The sequence below is a fragment of the Lacibacter cauensis genome, assembly GCF_007830055.1.
In the GTDB taxonomy this organism is placed as follows: Bacteria; Bacteroidota; Bacteroidia; order Chitinophagales; family Chitinophagaceae; genus Lacibacter; species Lacibacter cauensis.
In genome coordinates, this window is record NZ_VLLE01000004.1 from 259,194 (window position 1) to 277,483 (window position 18,290).

The 18,290-nt window shown below is 41.5% G+C and carries 16 protein-coding genes and 1 tRNA gene; 8 read left to right on the top strand and 9 right to left on the bottom strand.

Going from position 1 to position 18,290, the window contains the following annotated elements; genetic code table 11:
* Positions 1–658: 658 nt before the first annotated feature.
* Together IQ13_RS11235 and IQ13_RS11240 are read left to right on the top strand one after the other, a co-directional pair.
* Positions 659–3,790, top strand: a complete 3,132-nt coding sequence (locus IQ13_RS11235; RefSeq protein WP_158637376.1) for a PQQ-dependent sugar dehydrogenase — start codon at positions 659–661, stop codon at positions 3,788–3,790.
* Between the two features lie 72 nt (positions 3,791–3,862).
* Complete coding sequence (locus IQ13_RS11240) at positions 3,863–4,087, top strand: hypothetical protein (protein WP_144886473.1); 225 nt, start codon at positions 3,863–3,865, stop codon at positions 4,085–4,087.
* 50 nt (positions 4,088–4,137) lie between these two features.
* On the opposite strand, the gene fumC is transcribed toward IQ13_RS11240, so the two are convergent.
* The gene (gene fumC / locus IQ13_RS11245) at positions 4,138–5,535 is read right to left on the bottom strand and encodes a class II fumarate hydratase (protein WP_144886474.1); all 1,398 of its coding nucleotides are present in this window, start codon (positions 5,533–5,535) and stop codon (positions 4,138–4,140) included.
* 85 nt (positions 5,536–5,620) lie between these two features.
* Between fumC and IQ13_RS11250 the strand changes: the two genes are divergently transcribed.
* A complete protein-coding gene (locus IQ13_RS11250) occupies positions 5,621–7,042 on the top strand; it encodes an alpha-L-fucosidase (protein ID WP_144886475.1) in 1,422 nt (473 codons plus the stop codon).
* Between the two features lie 37 nt (positions 7,043–7,079).
* Here the strand turns inward: IQ13_RS11250 and IQ13_RS11255 are convergent, their stop codons facing one another.
* The 4 genes from IQ13_RS11255 to gltX form a co-directional block, all read right to left on the bottom strand.
* Positions 7,080–7,853: an enoyl-CoA hydratase/isomerase family protein gene (locus IQ13_RS11255; RefSeq protein WP_144886476.1), complete on the bottom strand. Its 774-nt coding sequence runs from the start codon at positions 7,851–7,853 to the stop codon at positions 7,080–7,082.
* Between the two features lie 21 nt (positions 7,854–7,874).
* Positions 7,875–8,282 carry a cobalamin B12-binding domain-containing protein gene (locus IQ13_RS11260; protein WP_144886477.1) on the bottom strand — a complete coding sequence of 136 codons (408 nt, stop codon included), beginning with the start codon at positions 8,280–8,282 and terminating at the stop codon, positions 7,875–7,877.
* Positions 8,283–8,331: 49 nt separating this feature from the next.
* On the bottom strand, positions 8,332–9,888 hold the full coding sequence (locus IQ13_RS11265) for an ArnT family glycosyltransferase (protein ID WP_144886478.1): 1,557 nt from the start codon (positions 9,886–9,888) through the stop codon (positions 8,332–8,334).
* Positions 9,889–10,032: 144 nt separating this feature from the next.
* The gene (gene gltX / locus IQ13_RS11270) at positions 10,033–11,547 is read right to left on the bottom strand and encodes a glutamate--tRNA ligase (protein WP_144886479.1); all 1,515 of its coding nucleotides are present in this window, start codon (positions 11,545–11,547) and stop codon (positions 10,033–10,035) included.
* A 68-nt stretch (positions 11,548–11,615) separates the two neighbouring features.
* On the opposite strand from gltX, the gene IQ13_RS11275 reads away from it, so the two are divergent.
* The gene (locus IQ13_RS11275) at positions 11,616–12,557 is read left to right on the top strand and encodes an ARPP-1 family domain-containing protein (protein WP_144886480.1); all 942 of its coding nucleotides are present in this window, start codon (positions 11,616–11,618) and stop codon (positions 12,555–12,557) included.
* 9 nt (positions 12,558–12,566) lie between these two features.
* Complete coding sequence (locus IQ13_RS11280; protein WP_144886481.1) at positions 12,567–13,193, top strand: polysaccharide deacetylase family protein; 627 nt, start codon at positions 12,567–12,569, stop codon at positions 13,191–13,193.
* 113 nt (positions 13,194–13,306) lie between these two features.
* On the opposite strand, the gene IQ13_RS11285 is transcribed toward IQ13_RS11280, so the two are convergent.
* Positions 13,307–14,197 (bottom strand): hypothetical protein, encoded by an 891-nt coding sequence (locus tag IQ13_RS11285; protein WP_144886482.1) that lies wholly within the window; start codon positions 14,195–14,197, stop codon positions 13,307–13,309.
* Between the two features lie 166 nt (positions 14,198–14,363).
* Here IQ13_RS11285 and IQ13_RS11290 point away from each other — a divergent pair, with 166 nt between their 5' ends.
* Positions 14,364–15,137, top strand: coding sequence for a TatD family hydrolase (locus IQ13_RS11290; RefSeq protein ID WP_144886483.1), 774 nt, complete (start codon positions 14,364–14,366; stop codon positions 15,135–15,137).
* 26 nt (positions 15,138–15,163) lie between these two features.
* A tRNA-Ser gene (locus IQ13_RS11295) sits at positions 15,164–15,250 on the top strand.
* Positions 15,251–15,309: 59 nt separating this feature from the next.
* Here the strand turns inward: IQ13_RS11295 and rnc are convergent.
* From rnc to IQ13_RS11310, 3 genes are all read right to left on the bottom strand, one after another.
* Positions 15,310–16,020 carry a ribonuclease III gene (rnc, locus tag IQ13_RS11300; protein WP_144886484.1) on the bottom strand — a complete coding sequence of 237 codons (711 nt, stop codon included), beginning with the start codon at positions 16,018–16,020 and terminating at the stop codon, positions 15,310–15,312.
* Positions 16,021–16,091: 71 nt separating this feature from the next.
* Complete coding sequence (fabF, locus tag IQ13_RS11305) at positions 16,092–17,342, bottom strand: beta-ketoacyl-ACP synthase II (RefSeq protein ID WP_144886485.1); 1,251 nt, start codon at positions 17,340–17,342, stop codon at positions 16,092–16,094.
* A gap of 53 nt (positions 17,343–17,395) precedes the next feature.
* Complete coding sequence (locus tag IQ13_RS11310; RefSeq protein WP_144886486.1) at positions 17,396–17,632, bottom strand: acyl carrier protein; 237 nt, start codon at positions 17,630–17,632, stop codon at positions 17,396–17,398.
* Positions 17,633–17,856: 224 nt separating this feature from the next.
* On the opposite strand from IQ13_RS11310, the gene IQ13_RS11315 reads away from it, so the two are divergent.
* The gene (locus tag IQ13_RS11315) at positions 17,857–18,288 is read left to right on the top strand and encodes a GNAT family N-acetyltransferase (RefSeq protein ID WP_144886487.1); all 432 of its coding nucleotides are present in this window, start codon (positions 17,857–17,859) and stop codon (positions 18,286–18,288) included.
* The last annotated feature ends 2 nt before the right edge of the window (positions 18,289–18,290 follow it).

The following is an 18,290-nucleotide window of genomic DNA, read 5'->3' on the forward strand; positions in this document are numbered from 1 at the left end:
AAAAAACAGTAATCCTACGGTTTTTTTACTCTCATCTATTAATTAAGTGCTCAAACTATCTACTGACGTATTTATTTTTATGAGGATACTATTAAGCAGCTCTCTAACTAAATAGTTATAAACAAATCAGATCTACCGTTTTAACCGTATTCTGACTTATAGCCTCTACGTATTTTCACTTAATATTAGAGTGTAACTCCTATAGGCGGCAACATGTATCTATTCTATTTTTGTCGCATCCAAATAATCCTTTGTAAATATCATGAAACTTGTATTCGCTTTCACAATCAGTCTGTTCTTATCTTTTAGTGTATTTTCTCAAGTAGGCACTAACAATGCGTGCGCAAGTGCACTCAACATTGTGCCTGTTACCGGCTCTTGCCCTACTACAACTTATAGTTTACAAAACGCAACTGCTACAACAGGTCTGGGTACAACAAAATATGACGCTTGGTATAAATTTACAACGCCTGCCAATATTCGAAATGTGACAGTGTCAATACCAACTTCACCCGGATCAAATTTATCGTCAGCAAATTTGTTTATTGAAGCATTTCCATCAAACACATGCCCTTCCGACCTTACCAGTTCGCTAGGTCTTGCTACAGAAGGTGCTGCAGGCCTGTCACTCTCGAATCTAAGCCCAAATACTGAATATTTGTTTCGTGTATATAGTACAACTAATCCCACAGGTGGCGCAGCAAACAGTTGGAATTATACCGTTTGTGTTTCTTACACAGCTGTTCCTGCGAACGACAATTGCTCGGGGGCTATTACTTTAACCGCCGGAACAACAAATAGTGCCGGCAACTTGTCAAACGCCACAGCAAGTGGAACAGCAGTTGGTTGCGCAACAGGCACACCGGATGATGATGTGTGGTATAAGTTTACAACCGGTACCACTCAGAGATATGCCAGCATTACTGTAACTCCCGGAGCTACATTAAATGCAAATGGAGCAATGATTCAATTGTATTCAGGCAATTGTACCAGTTTAACAAGCATTGCATGTGGCCAGAATCAATTAACAATAAGTGATGGTTTATTACCTTCAACTGAATATTTTATCAGAGTATATTCTTCAGCTGCATATTCAACCGCTCCTACTGCAGGAGCTGCGAGTAATAACTTTAGCATCCTTGTTTCTTCACCCGGCAGCACAAACATCACTGCAGGAAAGATGAATGAAGTGTACAGACAAACGATCTTATCTGGAGCAAGTCTGCTAGCTGATCCATGGGAAATAACATACGGCCCTGATAATTACTTGTGGGTTACTGAAGCAAAAGGTTATAAGCTCAACAGAATCCATCCTGTTACTGGTGCAAAACAAGTTGTGTTAGATATTTCACAAAACAGCACCTTCTTTTCTTCACCAGCCGATCAGGCATTCAACTGCCAATTTAATAATGGCGCAGGTGCACAGGGAGGTTTTGCCGGCATGGCCTTACATCCAAAGTTTTTGGATCCAAGCTCTCCACAGAATTATGTGTATATATCTTATGTCCACAGCAATCCTTCTACGGCAGTATTTGTGAATCGTATTGTACGATTCTTCTATAATACTTCCACGAACAAACTGGAATCGCCTGTTTCAATATGCGATACCATTCCGGGCAGTCAGGATCATAATTCGCAACGAATGATCATTACTCCAATGACAAAAGGAGGCAATGATTACTATTTATTCTATGCTGCAGGTGATATGGGTGCAGGACAACAATACCCAACATTGAATATTGTAAGACCAATGAAGGCACAACACCTAAACGCTTATGAAGGAAAAATTTTACGTTTTGCCTTATCGGATTCCTGTTCGGGAACTGGTAATCAAAAATGGATACCCGATAGTAACCCTTACAATAATGTTGCCCCGATTGTTGGCAAAAGTGCAGTTTGGAGTATAGGTATGCGAAACAACCAAGGATTTGCATACAATCCTGAATTAAATATTTTATATGGTTCTTCTCATGGCCCATTCAGTGATGATGAAATAAATATTATTGAAGGTTTTAAAAACTATGGGCATCCATTGGTTGTGGGCTACGCAGCAGATGGTAATTATAATGGCACAACAACACCCGGCTTAAGTACCAGTATCACTGTTGGTGTTCCTTATGGCTGGACGGACGGAACATATCCCACAAAAGGCCAAGCATCCGCTGCATCAAGCGCTCCCCCTATCGGGAATGAAATGGCGAATGCAAATGCTATCAATGCCAATGCAAGTTTGTACGGCGCATACAAAGACCCAATTTTTTCGGCTTATCCCGGAACGGGTACTGGAACTGTGTCTTCAATATGGAGTGCAGCTACAACATCAAATAATGCAACTTGGCACTCAGAAGGATGGTCAGGCTTAGACCTTTACACACATACATACATTCCGGGTTGGAAAAACTCATTACTGGCTGCAGGTTTAAAATGGGGTCGTACGATACGTTTGAAACTAAATGATGCGGGTACTGCAGTTATTCCAGTTGCGGGAGCTGATACCGTTACTTATTTCCAAAGTGGCAACCGATACAGAGACATTGCATTTGCACCAAACGGAAGGGAGATTTTCCTTGCAATGGACCGTTCCCCTGCAAGCTCTGCGGCAACAGTTGGCAGTCCACCTGCCACAGTAGGAAGCTGTCTCGGTTGTGTAATTAGATATGAGTTCCTCGGATATAATCCAGCAAGTACAGCACCTTTCACAAGTACAATTCCCACCAGTATTCCTATTGATGCAGGTAACTTAAACAACTGTGCTACAGGAACTGCTGTTACAATTAATGCAGAAAATGGAAATAATAATTTATGGGTGCCTATTACAGGACCTGATGGAAATGTTGTGGCAGAAATTGATGCTAACGGGAATAACCTTGGAAATGTTACTTCTTCGTTTTATACGAAAGCAGGTGCAGCACGCCAAATAGCTGGCGGAGTAAAATACATGAACCGGAATATTACCATCAATGTACAAAACCAACCATCATCGAATGTAAGTGTGCGTTTATACATTACTGAAAACGAGTTGCAGGATATGATCACATCAACCGGTGGCAGTGTAAGTGGCATCAATGATATTGGTATTTTCAAAAACAACGATGGTTGTGGAAATGCTTTATCAGCTACCCCAACCTCACAAACAATTACCGGTCGCTATACACATGGCACTTATGGCTACGCCATTCAGTCTGATATCAGCTCTTTTTCTACTTTCTACTTTATGTCTACTTCTGCAACATTACCTGCCAATGTTATTACATTTAAAGCAACTGCAGTTGGTAATAATGCAAAACTGTTGTGGACTGTTGAAGATCAGCAAAATGTTGAACGTTATGTTATTGAAAGAAGCAGTAACAATATTAGTTTTTCAGCATTTGGATCAGTAGACGCAAGAGGTACTGCAAATGAAAAAATTGAATACCAGTTTACCGATATCAATGCTGCAGCATTTGCAAGTACTGTTTACTATCGTATTAAAATTACAGACAAAGATGGCAGTGCGAAGTACACAAATGTGGTGCCTGTATCGTTTGAAAACTTTACCAAAGCTTTTGTCACCATACAACCGAATCCTGTTGTTAATAATGCAACTGTAATGGTTTTGAGTACAACCGAAGAAATGGCTCAGTTACGAATTTCTGATAACACCGGACGTGTCGTGATGAGTAAAAACATTCGGTTAATAAAAGGCAGAAACACCCTTGAATTGAATGTAAACAGTTTGCCATCTGGCTTATACTACCTGGATGTTACAGGTAAAAATATTAACCAGAAAACAAAACTTGTAAAACAATAAACTACTGTTAAAACAAAATCCCGGGCGAACCTGCACCGGGATTTTTTCGTTTTTAACTTGAAATTTGTCTTTATGCAAAAGTTGTTTATTCCGGCTTCCTTTCTTGCAGATGTATTTTCTCCGAAAAGAAACCTGCTGCCCTGCGATAATGGATTGTATTTGTTACGGGAAGAAGTTGCAGCTAATTCATCCAGGCTGTACCAATTGTTTTTTGGCGAACAAACTTTTAATTTGAAAAAGGTAGTTACAGCTGAAGAAATCAGTTCGGAACCTGACTACTATTGCAACTACGAATAAATAAAAAAGGAGAAGCAAGCTTCTCCTTTTTTATGTTATGTACTTACAGATTAAATTTTACCTACCATGTTTGCCGGAACTACCCACTCATCAAATTGCTCTGGAGTAACATAACCAAGTTTCACTGCCATTTCTTTCAATGTAGTTCCTTGTTTATGCGCTTTCTGTGCAATTTCTGCTGCTTTGTAATAACCAATCTTCGTGTTAAGTGAAGTAACCAGCATCAAACTGTTCTCCACATGTTTTTTAATATTTGCTTCAATTGGTTCAATACCTACAGCGCATTTATCATTAAAGCTTACGCAACCGTCTCCAATTAATCTTGCACTGTGGAGGAAGTTGTAAATCATTACAGGCTTAAACACATTCAATTCAAAATGCCCCATCGATCCGCCAATGTTAATTGAAACATCGTTACCCATCACCTGCGCAGCAATCATGGTCAACGCTTCGCACTGTGTTGGGTTTACTTTACCCGGCATAATGGATGACCCCGGTTCGTTGTCAGGAATAAAAATTTCGCCGATACCGCTGCGTGGACCACTGCTCAACATACGGATATCGTTAGCGATCTTCATTAAACTTACTGCAACAGTTTTCAATGCACCATGCGCTTCCACAATAGCATCGTGTGCTGCTAATGCTTCAAATTTGTTATCTGCTGTTTTGAACGGAAGCTTGGTGAGTTTTGCTATATGCTTCGCTACATTTACATCGTAGTTGGGCGGTGTATTAATACCAGTACCAACAGCAGTACCACCTAATGCCAGTTCGCTCAGGTGAGCCAATGTATTTTTAATCGCTTTCAAGCCGTGATCGAGCTGTGAAACATAACCACTGAATTCTTGTCCCAAAGTGAGCGGAGTTGCATCCATAAAATGTGTACGGCCGATCTTCACGACTTTTTTAAATGCTTTCGCTTTTTTATCGAGCGTGTTGCGGAGCTTTTCAATACCTGGAATGGTTGTTTCAACCAGTATTTTATATGCTGCAATGTGCATGGCAGTTGGGAACGTATCATTACTGCTCTGGCTCTTGTTTACATCATCGTTCGGATGCAGGTATTTTTCTTTATCCTCCAGTTTACCGCCATTTAACACATGACCACGATACGCAATTACTTCGTTTACGTTCATGTTACTTTGTGTGCCACTTCCCGTTTGCCAAACAACCAACGGAAAAAACTCATCGAGTTTACCATCTAAAATTTCTTTACACACCTTACCAATGAGTACAGCTTTTTTCTTTGGTAACACACCAGCCTCGTTATTGGTTATAGCTGCAGCATGTTTCAGATAAGCAAATGCACGGATAATTTCTTTTGGCATGCGGTTAATGTCCTGTGCAATTTTGAAATTGTCGATACTGCGTTGGGTTTGTGCCCCGTAATAAGCGTTAACGGGAACCTTCACTTCTCCCATTGTATCCTTTTCAATTCTGAAGCTCATAGTAAATGATTTTTGTAAGTTCGGAAAGTGCGGCAAAGGTAGGTGTTAACTGAGTTGGTTTCCGTAATTTGGGTATTCAATTCATATGATAAAAATCATTTTTTCCGCAGTCGTTTGCGTTGGCCTTGCTGCCAGCAGTTTTGGTCAAAAAGCAACCCCGGTGCCCACTCCGCAACAACTGAAGTGGCATAACTCAGAATATTATCTTTTCGCACACTTTGGTCCGAATACGTTTACCGATAAGGAATGGGGACATGGTGATGAACCGGAGGATATTTTTAATCCTGCTGAACTGGATTGCCGCCAGTGGTGCCGCATCGCCAAGCAAGCGGGAGCAACCGGCATTATTATTACAGCGAAGCATCATGATGGATTTTGTTTGTGGCCCAGCAAATATTCCAAACATACCGTTCGTGAAAGCAAATGGAAAAACGGCAGGGGCGATGTGCTGAAAGAACTCTCACAGGCCTGCAAAGAATTTGGATTGAATTTCGGCGTGTACATTTCACCGTGGGATCGTAACCACCCCGACTATGGCACTGAAAAGTACAATGATGTGTTTGTAAACATGATGAAAGAACTGTTTACCAATTACGGACCGATTACCGAACTGTGGTGGGATGGTGCGAATGGCGAAGGCCCAAATGGCAAAAAACAGCTGTACGACTGGAAACGTTTCAAAGAAACAGTTCGCAAACTATCGCCCACAACGGTTGTGTTCAGCGATGTTGGTCCGGATGTTCGCTGGGTAGGAAATGAAAAAGGAATTGCAGGGATAACAAACTGGAATCTGTTAAACATTGATGGATTTACACCCGGTATTGGAGCACCACCAACTGATACACTGAACAGCGGTAACAAATATGGCACACATTGGATACCTGCAGAATGCGATGTAAGTATTCGGCCAGGTTGGTTTTATCATGCAGAAGAAGATAACAAGGTAAAATCAGCTGAAGAATTATTTCAACTGTATGTAAAATCAGTTGGACGTGGAGCCACTTTATTGTTGAATATACCGCCCGACAGAAGAGGGAAATTTCACGCAAATGATTCGGCTGCACTGGTTGGCTTTCGCAAGCTGCGTCAGCAATCGTTCAAAACTAATTTGTTGCAAAACGCAGCAACCTATTATCTACATTCCGGTATTTTGAAAAAAACTCCTGCATTAAGCGATGGTAAGTCGGCCACAACTGTTACAATGGAAGCGACCGAAATACATTCGGCCGGCGTTGAATTAAAAGAAAACAAAAAAATAAATTGTATTGTACTGAAAGAAGATTTGCGCAACGGTCAGCAATGTGCAGTCTTTAAACTGTTATTATTTGACAAAGATGACAAGTTGATAAAAGAGATAACCGGTACTACCATTGGCAGAAAACGCATCCTCACTTTTCCTGCCGTTAATATTAACACAGTTGAGTTAACCATATTGGAACAAAAAGGAACAACGAAGATTGCGGAAATAGAAGCATATTACATCAACGAACAAGACGTAGAACAGTAAATAAAAACGGGGAGCAAATGCTCCCCGTTTTATTACATTAAAATTTCGCTTTCCTCTTTTCCAAAAATGCCCCAACGCCCTCTTTCATTTCATCAGTACCAAAACATTCGCCAAATAATTTTATCTCAGCATCAAATCCATTTTGTGCAACATCATAATATGCATTCACGGCACTAATTACTTTTGCAATGGCATTGGGCCCTTTACTCATGATCGTTGCCAGCAGTTCCTTGGTTTTGGGCAATAACTCTTCAGCTGTTGTAACATAATTTACCAGGCCCAGCTGTTTTGCTTCGTTGGCGTCTATCATCGCAGCCGTCATCATTAATTCAAGACCTTTTCCTTTACCAATTAGCTGCACGAGTCGTTGTGTACCACCATAACCGGGTATTAATCCCAGATTCACTTCCGGCTGACCAAACTTAGCATTTTCACTCGCCAAACGGAAATGGCAGCTCATCGCCAATTCGCAACCACCTCCTAAAGCAAAGCCGTTAACTGCAGCCACAATTGGTTTGGGCGATTGCTCAATTTTATTGAACACCAGCTCCTGCCCTTTTCTTGCCAACGCTTCACCGGCACTTGCATCCAACGAAAGAAACTCCGAAATATCTGCTCCTGCAACAAATGCTTTTGGTCCGGCACCGGTAATGATGGCAGTTTTAATTGCAGCATTAGTATACACTTCATCAACAGCAACACTCAACTCTTCGATTACTGTTTTATTGAGTGCATTTAATTTATCGGGACGGTTGATGGTAATAATAAAAACACCATCTTCTAACGACGTCAATAATGTTTCAAAATTCATATAACAAGTTTAAAAGAGTAATCAGAAATTACGGTGTTGTGCAACCCATTGTTTAATGTAGGCTGCAATATCCTGTGTGCTGGTGCCGGGCAGAAATAATTTACCCACGCCCATACCTGTTAATGCATGTACATCTTCATCGGGAATAATGCCGCCACCTGTAAGTAACACATCATTCATTTCTTTTTCTTTCATTAGTTGTAACAGGCGAGGAAAAACAGTCATGTGGGCACCGCTTAAAATACTTACGCCAATTGCATCCACATCTTCCTGCAGGGCAGCATTCACCACCATTTCAGGCGTTTGGCGAAGCCCTGTATAAATCACTTCCATTCCTGCATCACGCAAGGCAGTGGCAATTACTTTAGCACCACGATCGTGGCCATCTAATCCAACTTTTGCAACGAGAACTCGTACGGGTCTGTTCATACAGCAATGTTATGCTGCGAATTTAGGCAATATCGACTAACGACTGTAATTATAACTTCTTCCTGCTGAACTCCTGTTTCATTTGGTTCAATCCTTCGGCTGCAAGTTTTGACGCCAGCGAATCTGCATTCTCAAAAAAGATCACCTTATCGCCCAGCTGACGGGAATGTTTGTAGGTAACCGAATCGATGATCGTTGCTTTTTGAAAATGCTGAAACACTTCATCATCTGCATCGGGCATTCGCCGGCCAACAAAGAGCAGATGTTTAAATGCAATATCGTTCGGTATCCAATGCAGGAACGAACCATTATCGCTGATCACTTTCAATTTGAATTGTTCATCTTTTCCATAATATTTCAATGCTCCGGCCAATCCGTAATGGCGGCAATAAATAATTGTACTGTCCTTTTCTTTTTGTGGTAGCGATTCATAAAATCTCTCCGTCTTTTCTGTTATTTCTTTCCAGCCCAAATAATCGGCAAAGTCCTGTGGCAGTGAGTGGTTATGTTGATCTTCCCATTTCAACATCCCCGTTCCTTCCACATCACGCTCGTTATAATATGCAGCCAGTTTATCCGGCTCCCACAAAGGCATGGCCATGGGCAAAGTAAAGCCTGCAAGAAAAAGAATAACAGCAACAGCAGCCCATCGTAGCCATTTTAATTTTACAGTCGTCCATTGCTGCAATGCCACTGATCCGGCAGCAAACAGCATGGGATACAACCCCATGGAATAATAATTTTTACCGCTGGAGATAACCAGTAAAACAATCACCGTTAAATATATCCAAGCGAGTATACGGTATTGCTTTCCTGCTGTTGTAAACAACCACAACAACCCTATTACCCAAATAAAAAATGCGGTGAAGTACATGAATATTTGTCCTGTTAAAAAATCAACCGGACTTAAAAATTGCAGCTGCGTTTCCCGCAACTCTTTCATGTGATGCAGCAATGGCCAGTTATGATTGTACTGCCACAGCAAATTGGGTAATGCAACTACAAAAGCCAACAATCCTGCGCCGTATAAATGTTTGTTCAACAGCAACGAGCGGTATTGCGTCAGTAACAACCCAACGGCAAAACCAAGAATGAAGAATGAAACTGAATTTTTACTTAGCCACGCACAGCCAAAAGCGAAACCGATCCAGTAAAGAAATTTCACTTGTTTGCTGTTTATATACCGAATAATGAAATACGCACTTACTGCCCACCAGAAGACTTCCAGAAAATTTGCCTGGAATAAAAAGTGTAAACGCAGATATGCTGTAAACAGGATGCACAAACCGGCTACAAAAACTGCAAACGATTTCCCTCCCATTTCTACCACCATGTAACAGGTTACAATAAGAGTAAACGCACCAAACAACGATGGCCAGAATTTTACCCAAAAGAAACTGCCACCAAACAAATGCGTTAAGTAAGATAACCACGACAGCATCGGCGGTACTTCCATATAACCCCACGCAAGGTGATGACCTTGTTCGAGGTACAGAAACTCATCACGGTGTAATTCGTAAACAGGATGTTGCAGAAAAAAAGGCAATGCAAATTTGATGATTGCAAGCAAGCAAATAAATGGCCAAGGCGATTTGTTTAGGTTCATACAGTTAAGATAACCGCTAATGCGTAAATTACAATATGGACTTTCGAAAACCTGACAACAAGATTAAAGAATAAATAAAACCGATTGTACAGAACAAAAACGGCTGACACAAATGTGTCAGCCGTTTTAAAATCGATGAACGTGTCATAGTAAACTCAAGGCGTACTCTACACGCTTCACGGTTTCTTCTTTACCAATGACCTCTGCTATTTGAAACACAGCCGGGCCAAACTTTCCACCCACCAACATAATGCGCATCGGCAACTGCAATTCACCGGGCTTTATATTTTTAGCTGTTGCCAGTTCTTTAAATACATTTTCAATTACGGTAAACTCCCATGTGCCAACAGTTTTTAACACATCTACATACTCATTAAAAAACAGTTTCTTTTCATCGCTCCACTTAGGCTTTACAGCATCAAGCTCCAGTATTTCGGGGGCTTTAAAGAAGAAACCACCCTGTTGTACAAAATCGGGCAACAACGTACAACGATCTTTTACCAATTCAATTACTTTATCCAGCTTTTCAATATCATCAACCGCAATACCTGCACTTAAAAAATAACCTGCTACCTGTACATGTAATTTTTCCGCCGGCATGCGTTTGATCCATTCCTGGTTAAACCATTTTGCTTTTTCGTAATCGAATTTTGCACCTGCACTGTGTACACGTTTCATATCAAAGCTAGCTATCAGTTCATCCATACTGTACAGTTCCTTTTCAGTACCATCGTTCCAGCCAAGTACTGCAAGCAGATTTACAAATGCTTCTGGTAAAAATCCCCTTTCAAAAAACCCCTCGGTTAATTCATTTGTTTTAGGGTCGGTCCAGTTCATGGCAAAAACAGGAAAGCCATATTTAGCCCCATCACGTTTGCTCAGCTTTCCACTTGGTCCAAGTATCAATGGCAAGTGCGCCCATTGCGGCATATAAGCATCCCATCCCAAATATTTCCACAACAATAAATGCACCGGTGCACTGGGCAACCACTCTTCACCACGAAAGGCGTGGGTGATCTTCATTAAATAATCATCTACCACCACTGCTAAATGATAGGTCGGCATACCATCGGCTTTCAGCAACACTTTATCATCTACCAATCCGGTTTGAAAATTCACCTCACCACGAATCATATCGGTAAAGCTTACAACATCATTCTGCGGCATTTTAATGCGGATCACATGTGGTGCGTTTGCATCGAGCAATGCTTTTACTTCAGGTTCAGTTAAGGTTAAACTGTTGCGCATTTTCATACGCACCCGATGATCGTATTGCGGCGAAGGGTTTTCTTCTGTTTTATTTTCTTCCCGCATCTGCTCCAGCTCTTCTTTGGTGTCGAAGGCATAATACGCATACCCATCTGCCACCAGCTTTTCTGCGTACTGCCGGTACATTTCTTTGCGCTCACTCTGGCGGTATGGACCATAAGGGCCGCCATGCGCAGGACTTTCATCGGGCTGCAGGCCGCACCATTTTAAACAGTTGAAAATATACTCTTCGGCACCAGGTACAAAACGTGTCTGGTCGGTATCTTCAATACGCAACACAAACTCGCCGCCATGATGCTTCGCAAATAAATAGTTATACAACACGGTGCGTACACCGCCTAAATGCAAACCGCCCGTAGGACTCGGGGCAAAACGTACTCGTACACTCATGCGGCAAAGATAAAGTGTAAAACAGCAAACCTCGAAAGCTGCTCATTTCTTTATCTTCATATTCTTAAATGATCAAACAACTAATTTTTCTTTTCTTCCTGTGCATTACAACATCGGCGCATGCACAAACCGAATTTCAGATACCACAGCTTGTTGTTGAGTACGATAGTGCGGTTATATACCGCAACTTAAAACTCATTCCCATCAAGCGATTTGAGCCTGCAACCGACAGTTTGTATAACACATCTGTTACCATAAGTCTTAAATCCGGAATGGCCAATGGTTCTGTTAAACTGAAAGAGCGTGGCGATTACATGATTGAGAACATCAATGTTCTTTTGATTGAAAATAAAAGCGGTAAAGACCTAATTATTAAAAGTGGTGAAATTGTAATGGGCGGAAGACAGGATCGTGTATTTGCAAGAGATACGGTGCTTGCTGCGGGCAAAGAACATCTTGTGCCTGTATTCTGTATTGAAGAAAGCCGCTGGAGCGAAAAAGAAAAGAAATTCATTTACCGGGGAACAACAGGCAGTGGTTTACAGGCGATTATTGATACAGCACATAACCAAACAAAAGTATGGGATGAAATTCGTCGCTTGCTGAAACAAAATAATCAAACAGCTTCTTCATCGTACGCAACATTGCTTAAGAATAAAAAGATTGCCGATACTTCAAATTACTACAGCCGCTATTTTTTACAGGAACTTCGCCGAAAAGACAGCAGCATCGTGGGTATCATTGCATCGACAGGAAATAAAATTCTTGGTGCCGATGTATTCATCAGTACATCCTTGTTCTATCAAACACTACCCGGCCTGTTAGAAAAGTATGGTACAGAAGCAATTCTTACTGGCGCTGCAGCTGCAACCAATCATAACAAAGAAGCTGCCTATGCCAACGAAATGCTGCAGTCCGAAACGCAGCCTGCTTTTCTGGCGAAGAAAGGAAAACGCTTTTTTTATAAGGGCGTTTTAATACAGGTTACAGGTTTCTCTATTGTACACTAACTTCAACCTATGCTATACATTGCAACAACTCCCTGGTGGTTACGCATGTTGTTTCCATCGAAACTTACCTGGCGTATACCAACAAAGGAAAAAATCCTTTACCTCACGTTCGATGATGGGCCTAATGCACTTGCAACGCCATTTGTTTTGGATGAATTGAAAAAGTATAACGCCAAAGCCACTTTCTTTTGCATCGGCAATAATGTACAACAGGAACCGGAGTTGTATAAAAGGATTTTCCTAGAGGGACATCGTATAGGCAATCATACACACGATCACCTCAACGGCTTTCATACTAAGGATGAAGTATGGCTTAACAATGTAAAAGAAGCGGCCAAGTGGATCGATTCGGATTTGTTCCGTCCGCCCTATGGAAAAATCAAACCCTTCCAGGCGAAAGTATTGCAAGCAGCAAATCCTCCGTTTAAAATCATTATGTGGAGTGTTTTAAGTGCCGACTTTGATACACAGATCAGCCCGCAAAAATGTTTCCGGTTTGTAAGAAAGAATGCAAAACAAGGAAGTATCGTGGTGTTTCATGATAGTGAGAAGGCTTTCCCGAATCTTCGTTATGCGTTGCCCGAAACGTTGAAATACTTTGCAGAGAGAGGCTATCGGTTTGAAGTAATTCCTTGAGAATGAGTTAAAAAAGGAGGGCCGGGGTGGAAACCCTGGCCCGTTTTTAATCCGTACCCTATGAAAACTTTTGCTAAGGTACAATTTCTTTTATCAGATGCAAGTGTTTTTTCTTACGGGAGCGTAATGATTCTCACATTTCCATTAATGGTAAGCTCCGCTTTATTGTCGCAACGGCCATCACCGAAGTTGAGTACTCCATTGATATCGTTATATCTGATGCGGAGAACGCCCTTCGAAATCCAGTTACAGGTGAATTTTTTAATGAGTGGTTCCAATGTTTCATGACTCCAGGTTTTGCCACGGCTGTTTTCGCCACGGCCACCGCCTGTGATAGAGAAAATATCATCCAAAGGCCATAATGGTGTACCGTTACCTTCAATTTGTGCTACTGTACGTACGCTGGCCCATTTAACCCAGCGACCACTGTCCCACGTGAGCTTACCCTCAATTACTTTGGTGGTAAAGATGCGGTTATTGCTGGTACTGTTATTGGTTACTTCGTGCACCCCCTGCACTTTTACACTGTCAATTTTGTGGTTTTCGAAAGTGGTTGTGGCTTTGCTGCCGGGGATGCCCATTGGGCCTGTAAACACTGTAATTATTTTTCCTCTGCGAACCCTGCCATCCTTTCCTTTACAGCCATCGCCAAAACTAATAGTTACGGTTTTAGGGAATACACCGGGCGTTAAGGGACTAACAGTTACGGTAAAACAACGTGTACTGTCTACACGACCGGAATAGCTTCCTCCTTCTATGCGGCCAAATACGCCTACGCCACCGGTAATACCTAAACTTTCACCGTTTGCTTCAGCACCAATACCCATTGTATTATTAAACACATCGTCATAAACTGCATCGGCTTCACTGTTATTTTCGGTGCTTTCTACAGTTGCCTGCTCTTCTTCGGCAGATTTACTGGCTTCCTTTTTACAGGCAGTAAACGTAAACGCACCTAACAGCAAAACTGCCAATGTGCTTTTTGTGATAAGACTTGTTTTCATGATATACGCTTTTGTTTTATTGGTTAATGTCTAAAAACTGAACACTACAAAGACCTTCCAGCGGTTCGTTGGTTTAAAGGCTGTTAAAATAATTTCAAAATGCTCTTGCTTTAACGCCTCAAAGAACAGGAAAGTACCTGAGCCGAAGGGCTTATTTTTGCATTTTATGACAATAGTTGATACCCATACCCATCTTTATCTCGAAGAGTTTAAAGTTGATATTGACGAAGTGCTGCAGAAAGCAGCGGCAGAAGGCGTAGAACAGTTTTATTTACCCAATGTTGATAGTACTTCCATCGACGATTTACTGAACCTGGCTGACCGATACCCCGGCAAATGCATACCCATGATGGGGCTTCACCCCTGCTATGTAAAAGAAAATGCAGCTGATGAGCTAAAGCTTGTGCAGGATTGGTTGCAGAAACGCTCTTTTGCCGCTGTGGGTGAAATTGGCCTGGATTATTACTGGGACAAAACATTTGTACCGCAGCAAAAAGATGCTTTTCGCCAACAGATAAGCTGGGCATTGGAGTTAAACCTGCCCATTGTTATTCACAGCCGGGATTCCATGCAGGATTGTATTGACATTGTAAAAGAATACCAGAATGGAAAGCTCCGGGGCATTTTCCATTGTTTTGGCGGGTCTGTTGAAGAAGCAAAACAAATTATAGACCTTGGTTTTTTAATGGGCATTGGCGGCGTTGTTACCTATAAAAAATCAGGACTTGCAGAAGTATTGCCTTCGATTCCATTAGAATATCTTGTTTTAGAAACCGATGCACCTTACCTATCGCCGGTACCGTTTAGAGGTAAACGTAACGAACCTTCTTATCTAAAATATGTGGTGGAGAAGATGGCCGAAATAATGCAAAGGCCGGTAGAAGAAATAGCCGCACAAACAACAATGAACGCTGAAAAATTATTCGGCAGCTCAAAGTGATAACTGTATTTTTGCTGCCCCAATAAAGAGAGGTGTCCGAGTGGTTGAAGGAGCACGCCTGGAAAGTGTGTATGCGGGAAACTGCATCGAGGGTTCGAATCCCTTCCTCTCTGCGACTAAAAAGCTCAACAAAATTTGTTGAGCTTTTTTAATCTTCCTGTTATTGATATAATCAGGCAATACCGAGTTTTTCTACGGCTGCCTGTGCTGCTATCTGGCTGGCATCTTTTTTATTAAAGGCTTTGCCTTCTGCAATTACTTCGCCATCGACTACTGCACCAATCGTAAACAAACGCCGGCCGTTTTCAAGGCGTTCATCAATGGTGTCAAACTCCAGGTTTTTACCGTTTTTATTGGCCCAGCCATAGAGTTTGTTTTTATGATTGATCTCTAACGCTTCCAGGTCTTCCATAAACAGGTATGGAACGATTACGTTCTTTACAATCCAGCGTTGTGTTTTTTTATAACCTAAATCTAGATAAATGGCACCCAGTAAAGCTTCTAATGTATTACCGAAAATCTGCGATACTTTCAATGAATTATCGCCCTTGTTGTAAAGTGTAATTTTTTTCAGTCCCATACGCACAGCAATATCGTTGAGCGTGGCACGGTTCACCATCTTGCTGCGCATTTCCGTTAAAAAACCTTCGCCTTTGTAGGGGTATTTTTTAAAAAGATAATCGGCTACTACTGCACTCAAAACAGCATCGCCTAAAAATTCAAGACGCTCGTTATTCTGATCGCTGCCTTCTTTAATGGAACGATGGCTGAGGGCGGTTTTGTAAAGCTTAACGTCGCCGGGACTGTAACCTAAAATATTGCGCAGGTTACTTTCAAACTTATTCTTAGCTGGTAATATTTGCCGGACAAAATTCCGCACCATAGACTGAAAAGTACATCATTATCCTATAACAAAACTGTTTTATGGCTGATGTTCTGACAAATCTAAGGAAATCAGGAATATTTCTTTACAATCACAGAGGCATTGTGGCCGCCAAAACCAAATGTATTACTCAACGCAGCACGAACGGTACGCTTTTGTGCTTTGTTAAACGTAAAATTAAGTTTAGGGTCCAGCTCCGGATCATCGGTAAAGTGGTTGATTGTTGGCGGAACAATATCGTGTACCACACTCATTACACAAGCAATAGCTTCCAATGCACCGGCCGCACCTAAGCAGTGGCCTGTCATTGATTTAGTAGAGCTGATGTTGAGGTTGTAAGCATGTTCGCCAAAAACACTCAGAATGGCTTTTGTTTCTGCGATATCGCCTAACGGTGTTGAAGTTCCGTGTACATTAATATAATCGATATCAGATGCCTGTAATCCTGCATCTTTCAATGCAGCTGTCATTACATTTTTAGCACCTAAACCTTCCGGGTGTGGAGCAGTGATATGATGCGCATCGGCAGTAGCACCGCCACCTGCAATTTCGCAATAGATCTTGGCGCCACGCTTCAATGCATGCTCCAGGCTCTCGAGTACCAGCATACCGGCACCTTCGCCCATTACAAAACCATCACGATCTTTATCGAACGGACGGCTTGCAGTAGCAGGATCATCATTGCGTTCGCTCAATGCTTTCATGGCATTAAAACCGCCCACACCTGCAGCACTTACAACTGCTTCACTACCGCCTGTTAGAATAATATCAGCCTTACCAAGGCGAATATTATCGTAGGCATCAATGATAGCGTTTGTTGATGAAGCGCATGCAGAAACAACAGCGAAGTTGGGACCACGGAATCCATGACGCATGGATATTTGCCCGGCGGCAATATCTAGGATCATTTTCGGAATGAAGAAAGGGTTGAAACGTGGTGTACCATCGCCGTTGGCAAAGTTCACTACTTCTTCCTGGAATGTAATAAGACCGCCGATACCGCTGGCGAAGATGACGCCAACACGATCAACATCAACATTTTCTTTGCTGATGCCTGCATCTTTTACAGCCTGATCACTTACCACCAGTGCAAACTGAGTAAAACGATCGATCTTTCTTGCTTCTTTTTTATCGAGGTAGGTTGTTGCGTCGAAATCTTTTACCTCGCAGGCAAACCTTGTTTTGAATTTAGAACAATCGAACTGCTTAATGAAATCAGCACCAGAAACACCATTAGTCAATCCCTCCCAATATTCATCAAGAGTTTTGCCTAATGGTGTAAGGGCGCCAATTCCGGTAACTACTACTCTTTTAAGATCCATAAGTAAGTTGCCTGGGGAAAAAATGAATTACACTGAAATGGTTCAGTGATGAATTACTTAGCGTGTTCTTCTAAATAAGCTACTGCCTGACCAACAGTTGTGATGGTTTCAGCTTGTTCATCGGGGATAGAGATGTTGAACTCTTTTTCAAATTCCATGATCAGCTCAACTGTGTCTAATGAATCAGCTCCGAGATCATTGGTAAAAGAAGCTTCAGGATTTACTTCTGATTCTTCAACACCTAACTTGTCAACGATGATTTTTTTTACTCTTGCTGCGATGTCTGACATTGTCGTAATAATTTGGTTACAGGTTGCAAAAATAGAGTTTTTAACCAATTCACAAGCGTTCCTTCAAAAATGTGTTAACGAAATAATAATCAACAGGTTACAAGGCTTTTTTATATTCAGGTCAAAAACGGCCATTTGAAATTGGTTCTGTTTATTTGATTCGAGTACAACTGTTTGTTTTTAGATAAAAAAATGTAACTTGTTTTCCCTGCTTAAACTTACTTATGGCATTAAAACAAATTGACTACGGAACAGCGGAACACAGGCAAATGGTGAACCTGCGGTACGAGATACTGCGGAAACCGCTTGGGCTCAATTTTACAGAGGAGGAACTGGAAAAAGAAAAGAATGATATTTTAATTGCAGCCTTTGAAGAAGAGAAAATGCTGGGCTGTTGTTTTCTTACCCATATTGATAATAATGTTGTTCGTTTACGCCAAATGGCCGTACAGAATAATTTGCAGGGTAAAGGTATTGGAGCTTCGCTCATGAATTTTGCCGAGAATATTGCACGTGACCGTGGTTATAAAACCATGATGATGCATTCAAGAAAAACAACCTGCCATTTTTTTGAAAAACAGGGTTACAAAATAGAAGGCGAAGAATTTTTGCAACTTACTATACCGCATTATAAAATGGTAAAGAAGTTGCGGTAATT

Excerpts from the sequence above, each read along its gene's own strand:
- IQ13_RS11280 (WP_144886481.1), top strand. The coding sequence starts at position 12,567 with ATGCTATACATTGCAACAACTCCCTGGTGGTTACGCATGTTGTTTCCA.
- fabF (WP_144886485.1), bottom strand. The coding sequence starts at position 17,342 with ATGGATCTTAAAAGAGTAGTAGTTACCGGAATTGGCGCCCTTACACCA.
- IQ13_RS11285 (WP_144886482.1), bottom strand. The coding sequence starts at position 14,197 with ATGAAAACAAGTCTTATCACAAAAAGCACATTGGCAGTTTTGCTGTTA.
- IQ13_RS11255 (WP_144886476.1), bottom strand. The coding sequence starts at position 7,853 with ATGAATTTTGAAACATTATTGACGTCGTTAGAAGATGGTGTTTTTATT.
- rnc (WP_144886484.1), bottom strand. The coding sequence starts at position 16,020 with ATGGTGCGGAATTTTGTCCGGCAAATATTACCAGCTAAGAATAAGTTT.
- IQ13_RS11260 (WP_144886477.1), bottom strand. The coding sequence starts at position 8,282 with ATGAACAGACCCGTACGAGTTCTCGTTGCAAAAGTTGGATTAGATGGC.
- IQ13_RS11250 (WP_144886475.1), top strand. The coding sequence starts at position 5,621 with ATGATAAAAATCATTTTTTCCGCAGTCGTTTGCGTTGGCCTTGCTGCC.
- IQ13_RS11275 (WP_144886480.1), top strand. The coding sequence starts at position 11,616 with ATGATCAAACAACTAATTTTTCTTTTCTTCCTGTGCATTACAACATCG.
- IQ13_RS11240 (WP_144886473.1), top strand. The coding sequence starts at position 3,863 with ATGCAAAAGTTGTTTATTCCGGCTTCCTTTCTTGCAGATGTATTTTCT.
- IQ13_RS11265 (WP_144886478.1), bottom strand. The coding sequence starts at position 9,888 with ATGAACCTAAACAAATCGCCTTGGCCATTTATTTGCTTGCTTGCAATC.
- IQ13_RS11315 (WP_144886487.1), top strand. The coding sequence starts at position 17,857 with ATGGCATTAAAACAAATTGACTACGGAACAGCGGAACACAGGCAAATG.
- gltX (WP_144886479.1), bottom strand. The coding sequence starts at position 11,547 with ATGAGTGTACGAGTACGTTTTGCCCCGAGTCCTACGGGCGGTTTGCAT.
- IQ13_RS11290 (WP_144886483.1), top strand. The coding sequence starts at position 14,364 with ATGACAATAGTTGATACCCATACCCATCTTTATCTCGAAGAGTTTAAA.
- fumC (WP_144886474.1), bottom strand. The coding sequence starts at position 5,535 with ATGAGCTTCAGAATTGAAAAGGATACAATGGGAGAAGTGAAGGTTCCC.
- IQ13_RS11310 (WP_144886486.1), bottom strand. The coding sequence starts at position 17,632 with ATGTCAGACATCGCAGCAAGAGTAAAAAAAATCATCGTTGACAAGTTA.